Raw genomic sequence first — 20,026 nt, forward strand, 5'->3', positions numbered from 1 at the left:
GTGTATTGGGCGTGAGCAAATAAAGAAAAGCGTTAACTTAGCGCTTCGTTTGCTTTCGTTTTATGAAAAGTTTTGGACTGATTTTGGGGGATTTTGTTCAAAGCAAATGCAGTAAATCAATGAACCACGTGTTCAGAATTCTAAGGAGAAGAAATTTGGTTGAAAAAGAAACTACTGAATTTTCAAGAGAGAGCTTTAAGGAAAAAATCCTACGTCAACTTGAAGAAGGAAACGAAGGGAAAAGACCTGAACAAAGTACTCAAAGAGAGTTAAAGTCAGAAAATTTCGCACAGAGTTTTTCGTCAGAAGAAGAAACAAAACCCACATTTGATTTTCAAAAATCTTCACAAAAAGAAGATGAAAATATAACGAAACACGATTTTTTACAGGCATCAAATGAACCCTATCATTTTGATCGTAAGAGCTTTGAACAAAAATCAACACTCCGTGACCGACTTGAAGAAACGGGCGAACTTACTGATATCAGTGAGCCAACTCATTATTCAAGAAGTGCTGTCAGTGCTGACAAGGAGGACGAAGAGGACGATGAAGTGAAGCCAAAACGCAAATCCAGTAAAAAATCCCAAAACAACAAAAAGAAGAATAAGAAAAAAGACAAGAAACAAAAAAATACAGCAGGTAGAATTATTGCTGTTATTGTCATTGTCTTGATTTTGACTGCTGGAGCTACGGGCTGGTACGGTTATAATTTTGTGCAAACGGGACTTCAACCGCTGAATACAAAAGATACCACAGTCAAAGCAATCAATATTCCAGCTGGTGCAAGTAGTAAACAGATTGGTACAATCTTGGAAAAAGATAACATTATCAAAAATGGCATGATTTTCCAGTATTATACAAAATTTAAAAACTATACCGGCTTTAAATCTGGTTACTACAACTTGTCTCCTAATATGACACTCTCAAGCATTGCAACGGAGCTTCAAAAAGGTGGAACGGCTAAACCTGTTGCTCCTTCTTTAGGAAAAATTACGATTCCAGAAGGCTATACCTTGGCTCAGATTGCCAAGCAAGTGACTGTCAATTCTGCAGTGAAAAATGGCAAAACGCCATTTACAGAAGCTGAATTTTTGAAAGTCGTACAAGATCCAACCTTTATTTCTAAAATGGCAGCCTTGTACCCTGATCTCTTCAAATCACTTCCAACAAAGGCTTCTGGCGTTAAGTATCAGCTTGAGGGTTACCTCTTCCCAGCTACTTACGAATATACGAAGAGCTCAACCGCAGAAACGATAGCAGCAAGTATGATTCAAGCCATGAATACACAGCTTACCCCTTACTATGCACAAATTGCAACCAGTCATAAGACTGTTAATGAAGTGCTAAGTTTGGCAGCAATCGTTGAAAAAGAAGCAAATAATGACGATGACAGAAGAAATGTGGCTGGCACGTTTAACAATCGTATTGCGGCTGGCATGACCTTGGATTCAAATACGACAGTCTTGTATGCTGAAGGAAAATTGGGAACAACGACGACTTTGGCAGAAGATGCCTCGATCAATACGTCGCTCAATTCGCCATACAATACTTACATGTATCAAGGCTATGGCCCGGGTCCTATTGACAATCCAAGCTTGTCATCAATCAAAGCTGTCCTTGAGCCAACAACGAATGCCTATTATTATTTTGTCGCTGATGTGACAACGGGCAAAGTTTATTTTGCTAAGACATTGGCAGAACAAAATGTAAATGTTCAAAAATATGTGAACAGTAAATTGAGTAAATAAAAAAGTAAAAAAAGGATTAACATAAAAATGGTAGAAAAAACTTTTCAAATGACCGCTGACGGTCTTGCAAAATTGGAACAAGAACTTGAAAACCTCAAACTTGTGAAACGTCCCGAAGTAATCGAACGCATCAAAATTGCTCGTGGCTACGGTGACCTCTCAGAAAACTCTGAATACGAGGCAGCAAAAGACGAACAAGCTTTTATCGAAGGGCGTGTTTCTACAGTTGAAACAATGATTCGCTATGCTGAAATCGTTGATAGTGCCTCTGTTGCCAAAGATGAAGTTTCTCTTGGAAAAACAGTTACTTTCCAAGAAATCGGCGAAAAAGACACTGAAACTTACACGATTGTAGGGACTGCAGAAGCAGATCCATTCACAGGTAAAATTTCAAATGAGTCTCCAATCGCCCGTTCACTTATCGGACGCAAGATTGGTGAAACAGTCGTAATTCCTCTTCCAGTTGGTGAAATGAAAGTTACAATCGTTGGTGTTGAATAAATTATTTTATACATAAAATGAATAAGTCTCTTAATAGAGGCTTTTTTTTGTATATTTTTCGTTGCAATTATTTCGTTGTTTTAATAATTTAATATAAGTATGTATAAAATAATTTATTTCATTTACATTCAATGCTTGATACTTTTATTTAATAAAAAAATATGATAGACTATTCTAGTTGCTGAAAAAGCAATATAAAAATTATAGAACAACATAGGAAAAAAGAAATAGATTTAAAAAAGAAAATCGTAATCACAGCAGCTGCAGTCGTCCTCTTGGGTAGTGGGGTAGGAGCCAAAGCCCTTGCGGACAATATGTGGGCAGGTCACGCCAACATTGAAACAATCAATAGAGATATTGATACATTGAGCAGCAGAATTCAAACTAAAAATGATTCGATTAAAACTTTACAAAACAGTTTAAGTACTGCTACTTCAAATGCAACTTCATACTCAAATCAAATTACGAGTTTGAATCAACAAATTGATCAGTTGAAAATTGAGAAACAAAACGCAATTACAGATAGAGATAACGCAATCGCAGATAAACAAAATTCAGTCGCTAGTAAACAATCTGAAATTGATGCCAAAATTTCTGAAATCAATGCTAAAATCACTGAAATCAATAACCTCAATACAACAATTAGTTCTAAAAATCAAGAGTTGAGCACGCACAAACAGCATACAACAACGAAGTTTCTAAAACTAATCAATTGACATCACAGATTGCAGACTTAAACAATCAAATTACTGACTATAAAAAACAGGTCGCAGACCTTACTGCTAAAAACAGTGAACTCTCACAAGCCTTATCAGATGTTGAAGCTACAAAAACTAAAGCTGAACAAGCCGTTCAAAATAATCAATAATTTAAAAATAAGCCCATCTTTTCAGAAATGAAGAGGGCTTTTTTTCTTGCCAAAAACGGAGCATAAGTCTGTGATACTTGTATCTGAAAGGATAAAATAATATAATAGTCAATAAAGGTCAAAGAAAGAAAGGGAGCAGAAATGACAACACCAAATACCTCAGATATTATTGAAGCCTATTTAAGAAAGCTCCTAGAAGATGAGCCAGAAATAGAAATTAAGCGGGTGGATTTAGCCAATCAATTTGATGTGGTTCCTTCGCAAATCAACTATGTGATTAAGACGCGATTTACAAGCTCAAAAGGCTTTGATGTTGAATCAAAGCGTGGCGGCGGTGGCTATATCAAAATCGTCAAGTATCATTATTCTGCGCGTCATGAGTTCTTGCTCGATTTATATCACAAAATGCCGGTAAGCCTTACGGCAAGGATTGCTCAAGACATCATTCAGTTGATGTTCGATGAAAAAGTACTGACAGAACGTGAAGGAAATCTCCTTTTACTTGTCATTACTGACGAAGCAATCACTCCAATGTTAAGAAGCCAAATGATGAAAAATATCATTCAAAGATTAGACAGGGACGAAGAAGATGACAGATAAGGAATATCAACTAACCGAAGTAGCCTCACGTATTTTTGCCAGAGCGAAAGACATCGCCTATCAAACTCACTTTGCAACGCTTGAAAGTGGTCATTTATTGACTGCCATGGCTGAAATTCCAGCCTCGATTGCTTATACAACACTTGCCAGTTTTAATGTTGACGCGGAAGATATGTTTTTGGACTTGGAAGAATATTCAAGCCAAATCAAAGTGAAGAAGAATGCAATCGTTTTGGCACCACGTGTGCAAGACATTTTAGATTTTGCGAACCGCTTGGCACAACAGAATAATTCGGAACTGATTGGCTCAGAACACCTTCTCTTTGCGCTTTTGCAAGATGATCAAGGCTCAGCCATTCAACTTTTAAAATTGCAAAAAATCTCACTCAAAAATATCCGTGAAGATTTGAAAAAGAGAACACAGCTTAAAGCACCGAAAGCGAAAAAAGCTGTTACTCCAATGTCAAAACGCGATTTGACTCACGCAATTGACGAAAACTCAACCACACCAACCCTGGATACCGTTTCTGTCAATTTGACACAAGCAGCACGTTTGGGCAAATTAGATCCAATGATTGGACGTGAAAATGAAATCGAACGTTTGGTTCATATTTTAAGCCGTCGGACAAAAAACAATCCGGTCTTAGTTGGCGAACCAGGTGTCGGAAAAACAGCCATTATTGAAGGACTGGCAACACGGATTGCCCAAGGCAATGTGCCTGTAGGCTTGATCAATACACGTATCATGTCCTTGAACATGGCAGCAGTCGTTGCAGGCACCAAGTTCCGTGGTGAATTTGAGGATCGCTTGACAGCCATTGTCGATGAAGTAAGTCAAGCCGAAAATGTCATCGTTTTTGTCGATGAACTACACACGATTGTGGGCGCAGGTGGCGGAATGGACTCGGTCACAGATGCGTCAAACATCTTGAAGCCTGCATTGGCACGTGGCAGTTTCCAACTGATTGGTGCAACGACTTACCATGAATATCAAAAATACATTGAAAAAGATGAAGCATTAGAACGTCGTTTTGCGCGTGTCAACGTTGACGAACCTACAGAAGCAGACGCTATTGCCATTTTGACAGGCTTAAAAGAAAAATTCGAAAGCTATCACGATGTCGTTTTCACAAAGTCGGCCATTGAACAAGCAGTTAAATTAAGCATTCGCTACATGCCAAGTCGCAGATTGCCTGACAAATCGATTGATTTGCTTGATGAAGCTGCCGCAGCGGTTAAAATTTCCTCAAAAAATAATCAATCCAAACGGGTTGAACTTGAGCGACAAGCACAAAATCTTGAGAAAAAGCTGACCGAAGAATTGACAGAATTGAATATCCAAAAGGCAAGAGAAGTTGAAGAAGAACTGTCAGCGCTGACAGAAAAAATTGCTCACTTTTCATTGACAACAGCGAAAAAACAAGAAGTTACCGCAGAAGCAGTAACCAATGTTGTTAGCAACCTGACAGGAATTCCTGTCAAACAAATGACCAAGACAGAAAGCGAACGCCTGATTAAACTCGAAACAGAGCTTCACAAGCGCGTTATCGGGCAAGAGGAGGCCATTTCAGCGGTTTCACGTTCAATCCGTCGGGCCCGATCTGGCATTGCTGACAGCCGTCGTCCAATGGGTTCATTCATGTTCTTAGGTCCAACTGGTGTCGGTAAGACCGAACTCGCTAAAGCACTTGCTGAGAGTGTCTTTGGGAGCGAGGACAACATGATACGGATTGACATGAGCGAATACATGGAAAAATTCTCGACCTCTCGTTTAATCGGAGCTCCTCCAGGATATGTGGGCTACGATGAAGGCGGCCAGTTGACCGAACGTGTGCGCAATCATCCTTATTCTGTTGTCTTGCTTGATGAGGTCGAAAAAGCCCATCCTGACGTCTTTAATATCATGTTGCAAATCCTTGATGATGGTTTCGTGACAGATACAAAAGGCCGTAAAGTCGATTTCAGGAATACCATTATTATTATGACCTCAAATCTGGGAGCCACTGCTTTACGTGATGACAAAACCGTTGGATTTGGAGCGAAATCAGCTGTCAGTGATTACAAAGCAATGAAATCAAGAGTCATTGAAGAATTAAAATTGCATTATCGCCCAGAATTTCTCAACCGAATTGATGAAACCATCGTTTTCCATGCTTTAACAGAAAATGAAATCCATCAAGTTGTGAAAATTATGAGTAAATCTCTCATAAATCGTCTTGCAGAACAAGAGATTATGATAAAACTCACACCTGCAGCAATTCAACTGATTGCACAGATTGGTTTTGATCCTGCTTATGGTGCTAGACCCTTGCGTAAAGCCATTCAACGTGAGATTGAAGATGAGCTATCAGAGTTACTTTTGACTGGCCAAATCAAGCGCGGTGATCAAGTTTCAGTAGGTGTCTCTAATAAAAAAATTAGAATTACACATAATATTTGAGATAAAAACGGTTTCATGTTATAATTTAATTAGAAATAAAGAAAGGGTGGTTCTAGAAGTGTTAGAAGATTACTTGAACAGAACTCCTTTAAAGTTCTAACGCACAATCAAGTAAGGTTTATTATTCAACTCGACCAAAATATTGCTCGTAAAAATAAGAAATCGGCGATAAATTGATTAAAGTTAAATGATAATAAGAATATTTCTGGTACTACATTGGTGCATTTTATGTTCAAATTTAATATTCGTGGTGAAAATGTCGAAGTAACTGATGCAATCCGTTCATACGTTGAGGGAAAAATCAGCAAATTGGATAAGTATTTCAATGACGGCCATGAAGTGACAGCCTACGTTAATTTGAAGGTTTATACTGAAAAACGGGCAAAAGTCGAAGTCACAATTCCTGCAAAAAATGTGACGCTCCGTGCTGAAGATACTTCAGAAGACATGTATGCATCGATTGACTTTGTTGAAGAAAAGCTCGAACGTCAAATTCGTAAATATAAAACACGTACAAATCGTCGCCCAAGAAACAGTGTACCTACTTCAAAAATTTTCACTGATGAATTTGCACCATTGGAAGTAAGTGAAGAAATCGAAGATGCAGGCGTTCACATCGTCCGCACCAAACATGTTGCACTTAAACCAATGGATGCTGAAGAAGCAGTCCTTCAAATGGAAATGCTAGGACATGATTTCTATGTCTTTACTGATGCCGAAACTGATGGAACAAATGTTGTCTATCGCCGTGAAGACGGGCGTTTCGGAGTGATTGAAACAAGATAATAAAATAAAAAATTGAGCCCTGCTCAATTTTTTTTGTTTTTTCATAACAAATTTTTGACAATCAAAAAAACTAAGCGTAAAATGAAAGTGTCTAATAAAGTTTGTGTTATCACAAACAATGTTAGCGTATGCAGATTAAATTATAAAAAGATGAAAAATCTTTTTACTCATAAAAGGAGATACTTTATGTCTAAAGTAGCAGTAGTAACAGGTGCAGGTCAAGGAATTGGTTTTGCAATCGCCACACGTCTTTATAATGATGGATTTAAGGTTGCAATCGTTGATTACAACGAAGAAACAGCAAAAAAAGCAGCAAGCACTTTAGGTGAAAATGCAATTGCGCTTAAAGCAGATGTTTCTGACCGTGAACAAGTTATCGCAGCAATTGATGCTGTCATCGAAAAATTCGGTGATTTGAATGTCATGGTAAACAATGCTGGTGTTGCTCCAACAACACCAATCGAAACAATTACACCTGAACTTTTCCACAAAGTTTACAACATTAACGTTGGTGGTATTTTATGGGGAACTCAAACTGCAACTGCAGCTTTCCGTAAACTCGGACACGGTGGAAAAATTATCAATGCAACATCGCAAGCTGGAGTCGTTGGGAACCCTAATTTGATGCTTTATTCTTCATCAAAATTCGCAGTTCGTGGGATGACTCAAATCGCTGCGCGTGACCTTGCTGAAGAAGGGATTACAGTTAATGCTTATGCACCTGGTATCGTAAAAACACCAATGATGTTTGATATTGCTCACCAAGTCGGTAAAAATGCCGGTAAAGATGACGAATGGGGCATGAACACATTTGCAAAAGATATTGCAATGAAACGTTTGTCAGAACCTGAAGATGTAGCAAATGTCGTTGGCTTCCTTGCAAGTAAAGATTCAGATTATATTACAGGTCAAACCATTATCGTCGATGGCGGAATGCAATTCCACTAATTTTTAGAATTCTAATAATAAATAAATAATAATTAAAAGAAGATGAGGAAATCATCTTTTTTTAATTTATAAACTACAAGTAAGTGAATGTAAGCGTAAAACCTTGTGAACTTTGAGATTGTCACAATTCTCACTTGAAAAAAAAGTAAAAAAATAGTAAAATTAAAGCGTATTAAGAGTGCGATGCACTTAAAATAATAAGGAGACACAAATGTCAATTATTACTGATATTTACGCTCGTGAAGTCCTTGACTCACGCGGTAACCCAACACTTGAAGTTGAAGTTTACACTGAAGACGGTGGATTCGGTCGCGGTATGGTACCTTCAGGTGCTTCTACTGGTGAACACGAAGCTGTTGAACTTCGTGACGGAGACAAATCACGCTACGGCGGAAAAGGTGTTCAAAAAGCTGTTGACAACGTAAACAACATTATCGCTGAAGCTATCATCGGTTATGAAGTTACAGACCAACAAGCAATCGACCGTGCGATGATCGCATTGGACGGCACACCTACAAAAGCAAAACTTGGTGCAAACGCTATTCTTGGTGTTTCTATCGGTGCTGCTCGTGCTGCTGCTGACGAACTTGGTGTTCCACTTTACAACTACCTTGGCGGATTTAACGCTAAAGTATTGCCAACTCCAATGATGAACATCATCAATGGTGGTTCACATGCTGCTAACTCAATCGACTTCCAAGAATTCATGATCATGCCTATCGGTGCTCCTACATTCAAAGAAGCACTTCGTTACGGTGCAGAAGTATTCCACGCTTTGGCTTCAGTTTTGAAATCAAAAGGTTACTCTACTGCCGTTGGTGACGAAGGTGGATTTGCTCCTGACCTTAAATCTAACGATGAAGGTTTCGATGTTATCCTTGAAGCTATCGAAAAAGCTGGTTATGTTGCTGGTAAAGATATCGTCTTCGCTATGGACGCTGCTTCATCAGAATTCTACAACAAAGAAACTGGTTTGTACGAATTCGGTAAATTAGCTGGTAAACCTGAATCTGAATGGGAACTCCGTACAGAAGAAGATATGATCAACTACTACAAAGAATTGGTTGCTAAATATCCAATCATCTCAATCGAAGACGGTCTTGACGAAAACGACTGGGACGGATGGGTTAAATTCACTGCAGAACTTGGCGACAAAGTTCAACTTGTTGGTGACGACTTCTTCGTAACAAACACTGACTACCTTGCTAAAGGTATCAAACTTGGTGCTACAAACGCTATCTTGATCAAAGTTAACCAAATCGGTACTTTGACAGAAACATTTGAAGCAATCGAAATGGCTAAAGAAGCTGGCTTCACAGCTATCGTTTCTCACCGTTCAGGTGAAACAGAAGATGCTACAATCGCTGACATCGCTGTTGCAACTAACGCTGGCCAAATCAAAACTGGTTCATTGTCACGTACAGACCGTATCGCTAAATACAACCAATTGCTCCGTATCGAAGATCAATTGGCTGAAGTTGGACAATACAAAGGTCTTGCATCATTCTACAACATTCCAAACAACAAATTTGTTGACTAATTGAATGTGAAAAAAGTCTCTTTTTAGAGGCTTTTTTTGTTTCCTAAAACAAAAGTATCGACTGATGAACTTTTTTACTGCAGAAGTCATAAGGAAAAAATCTCTTGGTCGGAAGTGTGGTATAATAAATAAAAATGACAAGAAAGTAAGCGATAGACCAATGATCAAAAACTATGAACTTTCCGAAAACAAAAAACTCGTCTCTTCAGATGAGATGAAAAATTTTACTTACGTTTTAAATCCAAATCGCGAAGAAATTGGCGAAGTTTCAGAGCATTTTAAATTTCCCTTTGATTATTTGGGAGGGATTTTAGATGATTATGAAAATGCCCGATTCGAAACAGATGAAAATGATAATAACCTGATTTTGCTTCAATATCCGTCACTATCAGAAGAAGGAGAAGTCGAAACGTTTCCTTATTCATTAGTTTGGACAACTAATGAAAATGTGGTCTTGGCTTTAAATCATGAATTTGACAAAAAAATCTTGTTTGATCGTGTTTATGACTTGAAAAGATATAAGCACCAGCTTGTGTTTCAAATCATGTATCAAATGACCCACACTTATCATGATTATTTGAAAGATTTTCGTGAACGACGGAAAAAATTAGAAGTTGGGATAAAAAATTCAACGAAAAATGATCAAATCGTTGACATGATTGCAATTCAGGCAAGTCTGATTTATTTTGAAGATGCTATCGACAATAACTTGGATGTCATTCAAAAGTTCATTCATTATCTGCGTGAAGAAGATGAGGATGGCTTTGCAGATCGCATTTATGATGTCTATGTCGAAATGGATCAGGCCTACACAGAAACCAAAATTCAACTGAAATTACTGGAAAATCTGCATGATTTGTTCTCAAATATCGTCAGCAATAATTTGAATATTGTCATGAAAATTATGACTTCTGCAACTTTTGTTCTTGGTATTCCAGCAGTTATTTCAGGGATTTACGGCATGAATGTCCCGATTGCTTTTCAAGATTATAAATATATGCTCTGGTTAATTTTGGGATTGATGATTTTGATTTGCACTTTAATCACTTGGATGTTACATAAAAAGGACATGATTTGATGTTCTTTTTAGTTTGGTTTAAAAATTTCACAAAAATATATAACAGATAATAAAATACGAGCAACTGTACTAGTAAAGAAAGTGCTTTTACCCCCCATTTTTAGCTTGAAATCGTAAAACTGTATGATATAATTAAACCATAATCTGAAACAGAAGTTCAGATGTTGAAATCAAAGGAGATTTTCAAAATGAAAACTGAAGTAACATCAGAATTATTCGAACAAGCTTGGGACGGTTTTAAAGGAATGGATTGGCGTGATAAAGCCAGCGTTTCACGTTTCGTACAAGCAAACTACAAACCTTACGATGGAGACGAAAGTTTCCTCGCAGGACCAACAGAACGTACACTTAAAGTTAAAAAAATCATTGAAGACACTAAAGCTCACTACGAAGAAGTAGGCTTTCCATTTGATACAGATGTTGTTGCTTCAGTCGATAAAATTCCTGCAGGCTACGTTGATGCTAACGATAAAGATCTTGAATTGATTTATGGTTTACAAAACAAAGAACTTTTCCGTTTGAACTTCATGCCTAAAGGTGGACTTCGTGTTGCAGAAAAAATCTTGGTTGAGCACGGACTTTCAGTTGACCCAGCATTGCACAATGTTTTGTCACAAACAATGACATCTGTTAATGATGGTATCTTCCGTGCTTACACTTCAGGTATCCGTAAAGCTCGTCACGCTCACACAGTAACTGGTTTGCCAGATGCTTACTCACGTGGACGTATCGTTGGTGTTTACGCACGTTTGGCATTGTATGGTGCTGATTTCTTGATGAAAGAAAAAGCGCGTGAATGGGATGCAATCACTGAAATCAATGACGAAAACATCCGTCTTAAAGAAGAAATCAACATGCAATACGAAGCATTGCAACAAGTTGTTAACTTCGGTAAATTGTATGGTCTTGATGTTACACGTCCAGCCATGAACACTAAAGAAGCTATCCAATGGGTTAACATTGCATACATGGCTGTATGTCGTGTCATCAATGGTGCTGCAACTTCCCTCGGACGTGTGCCAATCGTTCTTGATATTTATGCTGAACGTGACCTTGCAAACGGAACATTCACTGAACAAGAACTTCAAGAATTCGTTGATGATTTTGTCTTGAAACTTCGTACAATGAAATTCGCTCGTGCTGCTGCATACGACGAACTTTATTCTGGTGACCCAACATTCATCACAACTTCTATGGCTGGTATGGGTAACGACGGACGTCACCGTGTAACTAAGATGGATTACCGTTTCTTGAACACACTTGATACAATCGGTAACGCTCCAGAACCAAACTTGACTGTTTTGTGGTCATCTAAATTGCCATACTCATTCAAACGTTATGCAATGTCTATGTCACACAAACACTCTTCAATCCAATATGAAGGTGTTGACACAATGGCTAAAGACGGTTACGGCGAAATGTCATGTATCTCATGTTGTGTATCTCCTCTTGATCCAGAATCAGAAAATGCACGTCACAACATCCAATTCTTCGGTGCCCGCGTAAACGTGCTTAAAGCAATGTTGACTGGTATCAATGGTGGATATGACGATGTTCATAAAGACTTTAAAGTATTTGATATTGATGGCATCACATCTGAATACCTTGAATACGATGAAGTTATGGAAAACTTTGATAAATCATTGAACTGGTTGACAGATACTTATGTTGATGCAATGAATATCATTCACTACATGACTGATAAATATAACTACGAAGCTGTTCAAATGGCATTCTTGCCAACACGCGTCGGAATTAACATGGGATTTGGTATCTGTGGCTTCGCAAATACTGTTGACTCACTTTCAGCAATCAAATATGCTAAAGTTAAAACAATCCGTGACGAAAATGGCTATGTTTACGATTATGAAGTAGAAGGTGACTTCCCACGTTATGGTGAAGATGATGACCGTGTTGATGACATCGCTAAACTTGTTATGAAGATGTATCACTCTAAACTTGCTTCACACAAACTTTACAAAGACGCTGAAGCTACTGTATCACTTTTGACAATCACTTCAAACGTTGCATACTCTAAACAAACTGGTAACTCTCCAGTTCACAAAGGTGTATTCCTCAACGAAGATGGTACAGTTAACAAATCTAAACTTGAATTCTTCAGCCCAGGTGCTAACCCATCTAACAAGGCTAAAGGTGGATGGTTGCAAAACCTTCGTTCACTTGCTAAATTGGAATTTAAAGACGCAAATGACGGTATCTCATTGACAACTCAAGTTTCTCCACGCGCACTTGGTAAAACACGTGACGAACAAGTTGAAAACTTGGTACACATTCTTGATGGATACTTCACTCCAGGTGCTTTGATTTCTGGTACAGACTTTGCTGGACAACACGTTAACTTGAACGTTATGGACCTTAAAGATGTTTACGCTAAAATTATGGCTGGTGAAGATGTTATCGTTCGTATCTCTGGATACTGTGTTAACACTAAATACCTTACACCTGAACAAAAACAAGAATTGACTTCACGTGTCTTCCACGAAGTTCTTTCACAAGACGATGACGAAGTAATGCACACTTCAAATATCTAATGATAAAATTAAAACCTTCCATCAGGAAGGTTTTTTTGTTTGTCAGAGCTGACAGAAAATAATACAGGAAAATAAAAGTTTTCTGCTGCTTGCACTAACGGTGGTATAAGGAATTTGCTTCGTAAAATCATTAAAGTCGTCTCGTGCCAGCACTCGACCCCAAAATACCAAATCGTTGGTATTTTGGTATAATAGAGTTATGAAAAAAGTGATTGGAATAACAGGCGGTATCGCCAGTGGCAAATCAACTGTTGTTGATTTTTTGATTTCTTTAGGTTATGCTGTCATTGATGCTGACAAGCTTGTCAGAAGGTTACAAGCACCAAATGGTCGTCTCAATCGAATGATTGCTGACACATTTGGCGCGGACTTTTTTGATGAGGAACAGCAGTTGAATCGTGCGAAATTGGGACAACTGATTTTTTCAGATTCAGAAGCGAGAGAAAAATTAGCTGGGCTTCAAAATCAAATCATTCGTGAAGAACTTTATAAAGAACGTGATGCCCTTTTACAGCAAGCAACAGACAATCAACCGATTTTTATGGATATTCCTTTGCTTTTTGAACAAGCTTATGATGGCTTTGATGAGGTCTGGCTTGTCGCAGTCGATAAAGAAACGCAAATTGAACGCCTGATTGCAAGAGATCATCTGACACGAGAAGAAGCATTGGCCAGAATAGCAGCACAGATGCCGCTTGATCAAAAAATGCAACTGGCAACGCGTGTGATTGATAGTTCAGGCGAGATTGAAGCAACACGCGAGATTGTGAAAGCCTACCTTCAGTCATTATAATCAAAAAATCAAAGCCTAAATAGAAAGTTTGTCGCTTTTTTATTGTGGCCTGATTTTATAGCAACGGAGCCATTGAAATGAGAGTTAAAATTACTTTGCGCTGCACTTCATGCGGCCAAAAAAATTATATTAGTAGCAAAAATAAAGCCAATCATCCAGAAAAGGTCGAAACAATGAAATTTTGCCCAAAGGAAAGAATGGTTACTTTACATAAAGAAGAATAAAGAAAGTGCTTTTTAAAGTGAGTGCGATAGGGAATAGAAGAACTTTATTTGGTCCTTTTATTTTATTTTCGGCTTACAAATGATATAATAAATAAAATGAAAAATATAAATAAAAATAGTTTTTTAAATTATTCGATACTTGTACCTTATGTCTTACTTGCTTTCATCGGAATTATTATGGTGTTTTCAACATCCGTCCCTTATCAACTCCAACGCGGTCTTTCTCCTTATACAGGGGTCATTAACCAAAGTATCTTTATCCTGCTGAGTTTTGTCATGTTGGGTATCGTCTATCGAATGAAATTAAAGACGCTGAAAAATCAAAAAATCTTGAGTTTTGTCTTTATTGTTCTTTTATTAGCCATGTTGATGTGTCGGTTATTGCCTTCTTCAGTGGCACTGACAGCTCCTGTCAATGGGGCTAGAGGTTGGATTCATATTCCTGGTTTTGGGACCATTCAACCTGCGGAAATTGCTAAAATTTTCTTGGTTTGGTATCTAGCAACGGTTTTTTCGGCAAAACAAGAAGAAATTGAGAAGAATGATGTTCATGAACTCTTTAAAGGAAGCTCATTTTCACAAAAAATCATCGGTGGATGGCGTTTACCAGTTCTAAGTTTGATCCTGATTGAATTGATTATGCCAGATATTGGGAATACCGCAATCATGCTCTTTATTGCTTTGATTATGATTGGTGCAAGTGGGATTTCTTGGCGTTGGTTTAGTGGCTATGGAAAAGTGTTTTTAACCATCTTTGTCGCCTTTTTAGGCTTGTTGTTTGTTGTAGGTGGAAAAATTATTCCAAGTTCGCTTCCTTTTGCTTATGCGAACAAACGTTTCATTGCTTTTGTAGATCCTTTTGTTGACTTAGCAAATTCGGGACACCAATTGGCCAATTCTTACTATGCGATTGCAAATGGTGGCTGGTTAGGACGTGGTTTGGGTAATTCAGTCCAAAAGAATGGCTTCTTGCCAGAAGCATCAACCGACTTCATTTTTCCAATTATTGTTGAAGAGTTAGGAATTATTGGAGGCATTCTTGTTCTTGGTATTCTGTTCTTCTTGATTGGTCGAATTTTGATGGTTGCGGTTCGTGCAAAAGATCCATTTAATTCCCTGATTGCCATTGGCGTTGCCTCACTCTTACTTTTGCAGGTTTTGGTCAATGTCGGTGGAGCGATTGGTGTTATTCCTGAAACAGGGGTTACCTTCCCGTTTGTCTCTCAAGGGGGCTCTTCCTTCCTTGTATTATCGATAGGGATTGCCTTTGCTTTGAACATTTCAGCGGATGAAAAACGACGTGAAATTAGTGAGTTGTCAAGTCATTATATTCAAGAAAGTGATTTAGAAAATTAAAGAAATGCTGTTTTTACGGCCTTTCTTTTTTTATTGTTGAAATGCTTAGAATTGGTTAGCCATGCGAGCAATTTTTATTTAATCATGATATTATTATATAGTATAGGAAAATGAGATTCTATTGTATATAGATGCTTATTTACTTAGTTATTGTTAGTTGAATAATGAAGAATTAAAGTAGAAAAAGGAGCTTTAGAATGAAAAAACTATTAGTTGCAAATCGTGGCGAAATCGCAATCCGTGTTTTTCGTGCAGCCAATGAACTTGGTTTAGCAACCGTTGCTATTTATGCAAAAGAAGATGAATACTCTGTTCATCGCTTTAAAGCAGATGAGTCTTACATGATTGGGGAAGGAAAAAAACCAATCGAAGCCTACTTAGACATTGAAGGTATCATCAAAGTTGCCTTGGCTTGTGGGGCAGACGCCATTCACCCAGGTTATGGTCTTCTTTCAGAAAATCTTGAATTTGCAACAAAAGTACGTGAGGCTGGTCTGACTTTCATCGGACCTGAATTACATCATTTGGACATTTTCGGAGATAAAATCAAAGCCAAAGCTGCGGCTGACGAAGCAGGTGTTCCAGGAATTCCAGGGACACATGGTGCCGTTGATGTCGATGGCGCTTATGAATTTGCTCAAACTTATGGCTATCCTGTCATGATTAAAGCTGCGCTTGGTGGCGGCGGTCGTGGGATGCGTGTCGCACGTAATGATGACGAATTGCGTGATGGCTATGCTCGTGCCAAATCCGAAGCCATTGGTGCTTTTGGTTCTGGCGAAATTTATGTAGAAAAATACATTGAAAATCCTAAACATATCGAAGTTCAAATCATGGGGGACAAGCACGGAAATATTTTGCATTTGTTCGAGCGTGACTGTTCTGTCCAACGTCGTAACCAAAAGGTTATTGAAATTGCCCCTGCTGTTGGACTTGACCTTGAACTTCGTAAACAAATTTGTGATGCGGCCGTTAAATTGTGTAAAAACGTTGAATACGTCAATGCAGGAACTGTAGAATTTCTCGTGAAAGGCAATGACTTTTACTTTATCGAAGTTAACCCTCGTGTCCAAGTTGAACACACCATTACTGAATTGATTACGGGTGTTGATATTGTTCAAACACAAATTTTGGTTGCACAAGGAAAAGATTTGCATAAAGAAATCGGACTTCCACAGCAAGACGAAATTACAATTAAGGGTTCAGCTATTCAATGCCGTATTACCACAGAAGACCCAGAGAACGGCTTCTTGCCTGATACAGGTAAGATTAACACTTATCGTTCACCAGGTGGTAATGGTGTCCGTTTGGACGTCGGGAATGCCTACGCTGGTTATGAAGTAACACCTTACTTTGACTCATTGTTGGTTAAAGTTTGTACTTTTGCACCTACTTTCAGCGATAGTGTGCGTAAGATGAGCCGTGTCCTTCATGAATTCCGTATTCGTGGGGTCAAAACCAATATTCCATTCTTGATCAATGTGGTCAATGATGAACAGTTCACAAGCGGTTTAGCAACAACAACCTTTATCGATAACACACCAACCTTGTTTAATTTCCCTCGTTTGCGCAATCGTGGAACAAAAACATTGCATTATTTGGCGAATATTACCGTCAATGGCTTCCCAGGAATTGAAGATCCAGAAAAGAAATACTTTGAAACACCAAGACAACCTCATCTGGAATTGGTCAGCGCTGACAAGAAGATTTTGACGACCAAGAATATTTTGGATACCAAGGGTGCCGATGCTGTTGTTGACTATGTGAAACAGACGAAAAATGTCTTGCTGACAGATACGACCTTGCGGGATGCACACCAATCATTGCTTGCAACACGTTTACGTACTCAAGACATGAAAGCTATTGCCAGCGGCATTGATCAAGGCTTGCCTGATTTATTCTCAGCTGAAATGTGGGGTGGAGCAACATTTGATGTTTCATACCGTTTCTTGAATGAATCGCCATGGTACCGTCTGCGGCAATTACGTAAATTGATGCCAAACACCATGTTCCAAATGCTTTTCCGTGGCTCAAATGCAGTCGGTTATCAAAATTATCCAGACAATGTATTGGAAGAATTTATCCGAATTGCTAGCCGTGAAGGAATTGACGTCTTCCGTATTTTCGACAGCCTGAACTGGTTGCCACAAATGGAAAAATCAATTCAAGCAGTGCGTGATGCAGGTAAAATTGCAGAAGCCACCATTTGTTATACTGGTGATATTCTCGACCCTACGCGTGCTAAATATGATTTGAAATATTATAAAGATTTGGCTAAAGAAATGCAAGCTACCGGTGCGCATATTTTGGCAATCAAAGACATGGCTGGTTTGTTGAAACCTCAAGCAGCTTATCGTTTAGTATCTGAACTTAAAGACACTGTGGATATGCCAATTCATCTTCATACACATGATACGTCAGGAAACGGAATTATTACGTATTCTGGTGCGACTCAAGCTGGCGTGGACATTATTGATGTTGCCAGTGCAAGTCTTGCAGGTGGGACTTCTCAACCGTCAATGCAATCCATTGTTTATGCATTGGAACACGGAAAACGTCATGCACAAATCAATGTGAAAAACGCTGAAGAAATTGACCATTATTGGGAAGATACACGTAAATATTATGCTGCTTTCGAAGGGGGGATTACAAGCCCATCGACTGAAGTTTATACGCATGAAATGCCTGGTGGTCAATACACCAACTTGAAATCTCAAGCCACAGCTGTTGGATTGGGCGACCGTTTTGATGAAATCAAAAAAGTTTATCGAACAGTCAACATGATGTTTGGTGATATTATCAAAGTAACGCCAAGTTCTAAAGTTATCGGTGATATGGCTTTGTTCATGGTTCAAAATGACTTAACAGAAGCAGATGTTTACGAACAAGGCATGGAATTAAACTTCCCAGAGTCTGTTGTTTCCTTCTTCCGTGGTGATTTGGGACAACCTGTTGGCGGTTTCCCTGAAGCATTGCAAAAGATTATCGTTAAAGATAAAACTGTCATTACTGACAGACCAGGTTTGCATGCAGCACCGGTTGATTTTGAGCTTGTCAAGAAAGAATTAGCAGAAAAAATCGGTTACGAACCAGCTGACCATGAAGTTATCAGCTATCTTATGTATCCACAAGTTTTCTTGGATTATCAAAAAATACAACGTGAATTCGGTGCTGTCACTTTACTTGATACACCAACCTATTTCTACGGCATGCGTTTGGGCGAAAAGATTGAAGTGAAGATTGAAAAAGGTAAAACATTGAGCATTCGTCTTGATGAAATCGGGGAAGCTGATTTATCAGGAAACCGTGTCTTGTTCTTTAACTTGAATGGCCAACGTCGTGAAGTTGTCATCAATGACAAGTCAGTGAAGACGCAAGTGGTTGCCAAACGCAAGGCTGAAACTGGCAATGCACATCATATCGGTGCAACCATGCCAGGTTCTGTTCTTGAAGTATTGGTTAAGAAAGGTGACAAAGTTAAAAAAGGTCAAGCCTTGATGGTCACTGAAGCCATGAAAATGGAAACCAGTATTGAAGCGCCATTTGCAGGTGAAATCATTGATATTCACGTGGTTAAAGGCGAAGCAATTCAAACCAAAGATTTGTTAATTGAAATGGAATAAAACAAAAAAATCTGTCAGCTCTGACAGATTTTTTTTATTTTAAAATCATTTTAATGAATTGTTTTCCATGATTTCGTCAATGAAACCATAGTCCAATGTTTCTTTCGCTGACATCCAGTGGTCACGTTCGGCGTCTTTGTGGACTTGCTTGATTGATTTGCCAGAGTTATCGGCAAGGATTTTTTCAAGCGTGTCACGTGTGCGAACCAAGTGGTCAGCAATGATAGACATGTCTGTTTGTTGAACGCCTTGACCAGCACCGCCCATTGGTTGGTGAATCAGGTATTCCGCATTTGGCAACATGAAACGTTTGCCTTTGGTACCAGATGAAGCAATGATTGTCCCCATTGAAGCAGCCATTCCCATAACGATGGTTTGAACATCTGATTTGATGAAATTCATGGTATCAACAATCGCAAGACCAGCAGAAACTGATCCACCAGGACTGTTAATGTAAAGATAAATGTCTTTTGTGTTGTCTTGTGCATCAAGGAAGAGAAGTTGTGCGATAACGCTATTTGCCATACCGTCTTCAACAGGACCTGTCAACATGATGATGCGGTCTTTCAAAAGACGAGAGTAAATATCATAAGCGCGTTCGCCTCGTGATGATTGTTCAATAACTGTTGGAACTAAGTAACCCATAAGTGTCTCCTGACTTTTTTCTTTCGTATGCCGAGACATACGAAGTTTAATAAAGTCCACCGGTCAATAGAAACCGATGTTCCTTTCGTTTTTGTTATAAGCTGAGGAACTCAAAAACTGAGTCTTCTGCAAATCCATGCCATAAAAAATCACAGATTTGCCACAGCTTGAATCAACAGATAAGACTTTGCTTTTGCTGATTCAGTATAGTAATATTATAAAATAAAGGTCAGAAAAGGTCAAAAGAAAAGATTTTCATGAGAAAAATGTGAAAAAATCAGCATTTGTCTCTTAAAAAAGTTCACAAAGTCTGACTTATTTGCT

Annotated in this window: 16 protein-coding genes; 15 read left to right on the forward strand and 1 reads right to left on the reverse strand. The window is 38.5% G+C overall.

Annotated elements, in window-relative coordinates; genetic code table 11:
- Positions 1–155 precede the first annotated feature (155 nt).
- The 15 genes from mltG (at position 156) to GHI45_RS02425 (ending at position 19,057) form a co-directional block, all read left to right on the forward strand.
- Positions 156–1,748 carry an endolytic transglycosylase MltG gene (gene mltG / locus GHI45_RS02355; RefSeq protein WP_147778895.1) on the forward strand — a complete coding sequence of 531 codons (1,593 nt, stop codon included), beginning with the start codon at positions 156–158 and terminating at the stop codon, positions 1,746–1,748.
- Between the two features lie 27 nt (positions 1,749–1,775).
- Positions 1,776–2,249, forward strand: a complete 474-nt coding sequence (gene greA / locus GHI45_RS02360; protein WP_147778896.1) for a transcription elongation factor GreA — start codon at positions 1,776–1,778, stop codon at positions 2,247–2,249.
- Between the two features lie 275 nt (positions 2,250–2,524).
- Positions 2,525–2,965 (forward strand): hypothetical protein, encoded by a 441-nt coding sequence (locus GHI45_RS02365; RefSeq protein WP_147778897.1) that lies wholly within the window; start codon positions 2,525–2,527, stop codon positions 2,963–2,965.
- The gene (locus tag GHI45_RS02370) at positions 2,962–3,117 is read left to right on the forward strand and encodes a hypothetical protein (RefSeq protein WP_153497385.1); all 156 of its coding nucleotides are present in this window, start codon (positions 2,962–2,964) and stop codon (positions 3,115–3,117) included. The genes GHI45_RS02365 and GHI45_RS02370 overlap by 4 nt, the downstream gene beginning before the upstream one ends.
- 141 nt (positions 3,118–3,258) lie before the next feature.
- Positions 3,259–3,717, forward strand: coding sequence for a CtsR family transcriptional regulator (locus GHI45_RS02375; RefSeq protein ID WP_147778898.1), 459 nt, complete (start codon positions 3,259–3,261; stop codon positions 3,715–3,717).
- Entirely contained in the window at positions 3,707–6,157 is a 2,451-nt protein-coding gene (locus GHI45_RS02380) for an ATP-dependent Clp protease ATP-binding subunit (protein WP_147778899.1), read from the forward strand. Before GHI45_RS02375 ends, GHI45_RS02380 begins: the two co-directional genes overlap by 11 nt.
- Before the next feature lie 228 nt (positions 6,158–6,385).
- Positions 6,386–6,943 carry a ribosome hibernation-promoting factor, HPF/YfiA family gene (gene hpf / locus GHI45_RS02385; protein WP_147778900.1) on the forward strand — a complete coding sequence of 186 codons (558 nt, stop codon included), beginning with the start codon at positions 6,386–6,388 and terminating at the stop codon, positions 6,941–6,943.
- A 186-nt stretch (positions 6,944–7,129) separates the two neighbouring features.
- Positions 7,130–7,891 (forward strand): (S)-acetoin forming diacetyl reductase, encoded by a 762-nt coding sequence (locus tag GHI45_RS02390; RefSeq protein WP_147778901.1) that lies wholly within the window; start codon positions 7,130–7,132, stop codon positions 7,889–7,891.
- 211 nt (positions 7,892–8,102) lie between these two features.
- Positions 8,103–9,431: a phosphopyruvate hydratase gene (gene eno, locus GHI45_RS02395; RefSeq protein WP_147778902.1), complete on the forward strand. Its 1,329-nt coding sequence runs from the start codon at positions 8,103–8,105 to the stop codon at positions 9,429–9,431.
- A 160-nt stretch (positions 9,432–9,591) separates the two neighbouring features.
- The gene (locus GHI45_RS02400; RefSeq protein ID WP_187230039.1) at positions 9,592–10,509 is read left to right on the forward strand and encodes a magnesium transporter CorA family protein; all 918 of its coding nucleotides are present in this window, start codon (positions 9,592–9,594) and stop codon (positions 10,507–10,509) included.
- 188 nt (positions 10,510–10,697) lie between these two features.
- Entirely contained in the window at positions 10,698–13,061 is a 2,364-nt protein-coding gene (pflB, locus tag GHI45_RS02405) for a formate C-acetyltransferase (RefSeq protein ID WP_147778903.1), read from the forward strand.
- A 199-nt stretch (positions 13,062–13,260) separates the two neighbouring features.
- Positions 13,261–13,854: a dephospho-CoA kinase gene (gene coaE, locus GHI45_RS02410; RefSeq protein ID WP_147778904.1), complete on the forward strand. Its 594-nt coding sequence runs from the start codon at positions 13,261–13,263 to the stop codon at positions 13,852–13,854.
- Between the two features lie 77 nt (positions 13,855–13,931).
- Positions 13,932–14,078 carry a 50S ribosomal protein L33 gene (rpmG, locus tag GHI45_RS02415; protein WP_147778905.1) on the forward strand — a complete coding sequence of 49 codons (147 nt, stop codon included), beginning with the start codon at positions 13,932–13,934 and terminating at the stop codon, positions 14,076–14,078.
- Between the two features lie 96 nt (positions 14,079–14,174).
- Complete coding sequence (locus GHI45_RS02420) at positions 14,175–15,434, forward strand: FtsW/RodA/SpoVE family cell cycle protein (protein ID WP_147778906.1); 1,260 nt, start codon at positions 14,175–14,177, stop codon at positions 15,432–15,434.
- Between the two features lie 197 nt (positions 15,435–15,631).
- Positions 15,632–19,057 (forward strand): pyruvate carboxylase, encoded by a 3,426-nt coding sequence (locus GHI45_RS02425; RefSeq protein WP_147778907.1) that lies wholly within the window; start codon positions 15,632–15,634, stop codon positions 19,055–19,057.
- Positions 19,058–19,102: 45 nt separating this feature from the next.
- Here GHI45_RS02425 and GHI45_RS02430 read toward each other — a convergent pair whose 3' ends face one another.
- Positions 19,103–19,741, reverse strand: a complete 639-nt coding sequence (locus GHI45_RS02430) for an ATP-dependent Clp protease proteolytic subunit (protein ID WP_147779128.1) — start codon at positions 19,739–19,741, stop codon at positions 19,103–19,105.
- Between the last annotated feature and the right edge of the window lie 285 nt (positions 19,742–20,026).

This window comes from Lactococcus sp. dk101 (genome assembly GCF_009601055.1).
GTDB lineage: Bacteria > Bacillota > Bacilli > Lactobacillales > Streptococcaceae > Lactococcus.

Bases quoted from the DNA above. Each gene is read 5' to 3' on its own strand.
- greA (WP_147778896.1), top strand. From the start codon at position 1,776: ATGGTAGAAAAAACTTTTCAAATGACCGCTGACGGTCTTGCAAAATTG.
- GHI45_RS02375 (WP_147778898.1), top strand. From the start codon at position 3,259: ATGACAACACCAAATACCTCAGATATTATTGAAGCCTATTTAAGAAAG.
- GHI45_RS02380 (WP_147778899.1), top strand. From the start codon at position 3,707: ATGACAGATAAGGAATATCAACTAACCGAAGTAGCCTCACGTATTTTT.
- hpf (WP_147778900.1), top strand. From the start codon at position 6,386: ATGTTCAAATTTAATATTCGTGGTGAAAATGTCGAAGTAACTGATGCA.
- GHI45_RS02390 (WP_147778901.1), top strand. From the start codon at position 7,130: ATGTCTAAAGTAGCAGTAGTAACAGGTGCAGGTCAAGGAATTGGTTTT.
- eno (WP_147778902.1), top strand. From the start codon at position 8,103: ATGTCAATTATTACTGATATTTACGCTCGTGAAGTCCTTGACTCACGC.
- GHI45_RS02400 (WP_187230039.1), top strand. From the start codon at position 9,592: ATGATCAAAAACTATGAACTTTCCGAAAACAAAAAACTCGTCTCTTCA.
- pflB (WP_147778903.1), top strand. From the start codon at position 10,698: ATGAAAACTGAAGTAACATCAGAATTATTCGAACAAGCTTGGGACGGT.
- coaE (WP_147778904.1), top strand. From the start codon at position 13,261: ATGAAAAAAGTGATTGGAATAACAGGCGGTATCGCCAGTGGCAAATCA.
- rpmG (WP_147778905.1), top strand. From the start codon at position 13,932: ATGAGAGTTAAAATTACTTTGCGCTGCACTTCATGCGGCCAAAAAAAT.
- GHI45_RS02420 (WP_147778906.1), top strand. From the start codon at position 14,175: ATGAAAAATATAAATAAAAATAGTTTTTTAAATTATTCGATACTTGTA.
- GHI45_RS02425 (WP_147778907.1), top strand. From the start codon at position 15,632: ATGAAAAAACTATTAGTTGCAAATCGTGGCGAAATCGCAATCCGTGTT.
- GHI45_RS02430 (WP_147779128.1), bottom strand. From the start codon at position 19,741: ATGTCTCGGCATACGAAAGAAAAAAGTCAGGAGACACTTATGGGTTAC.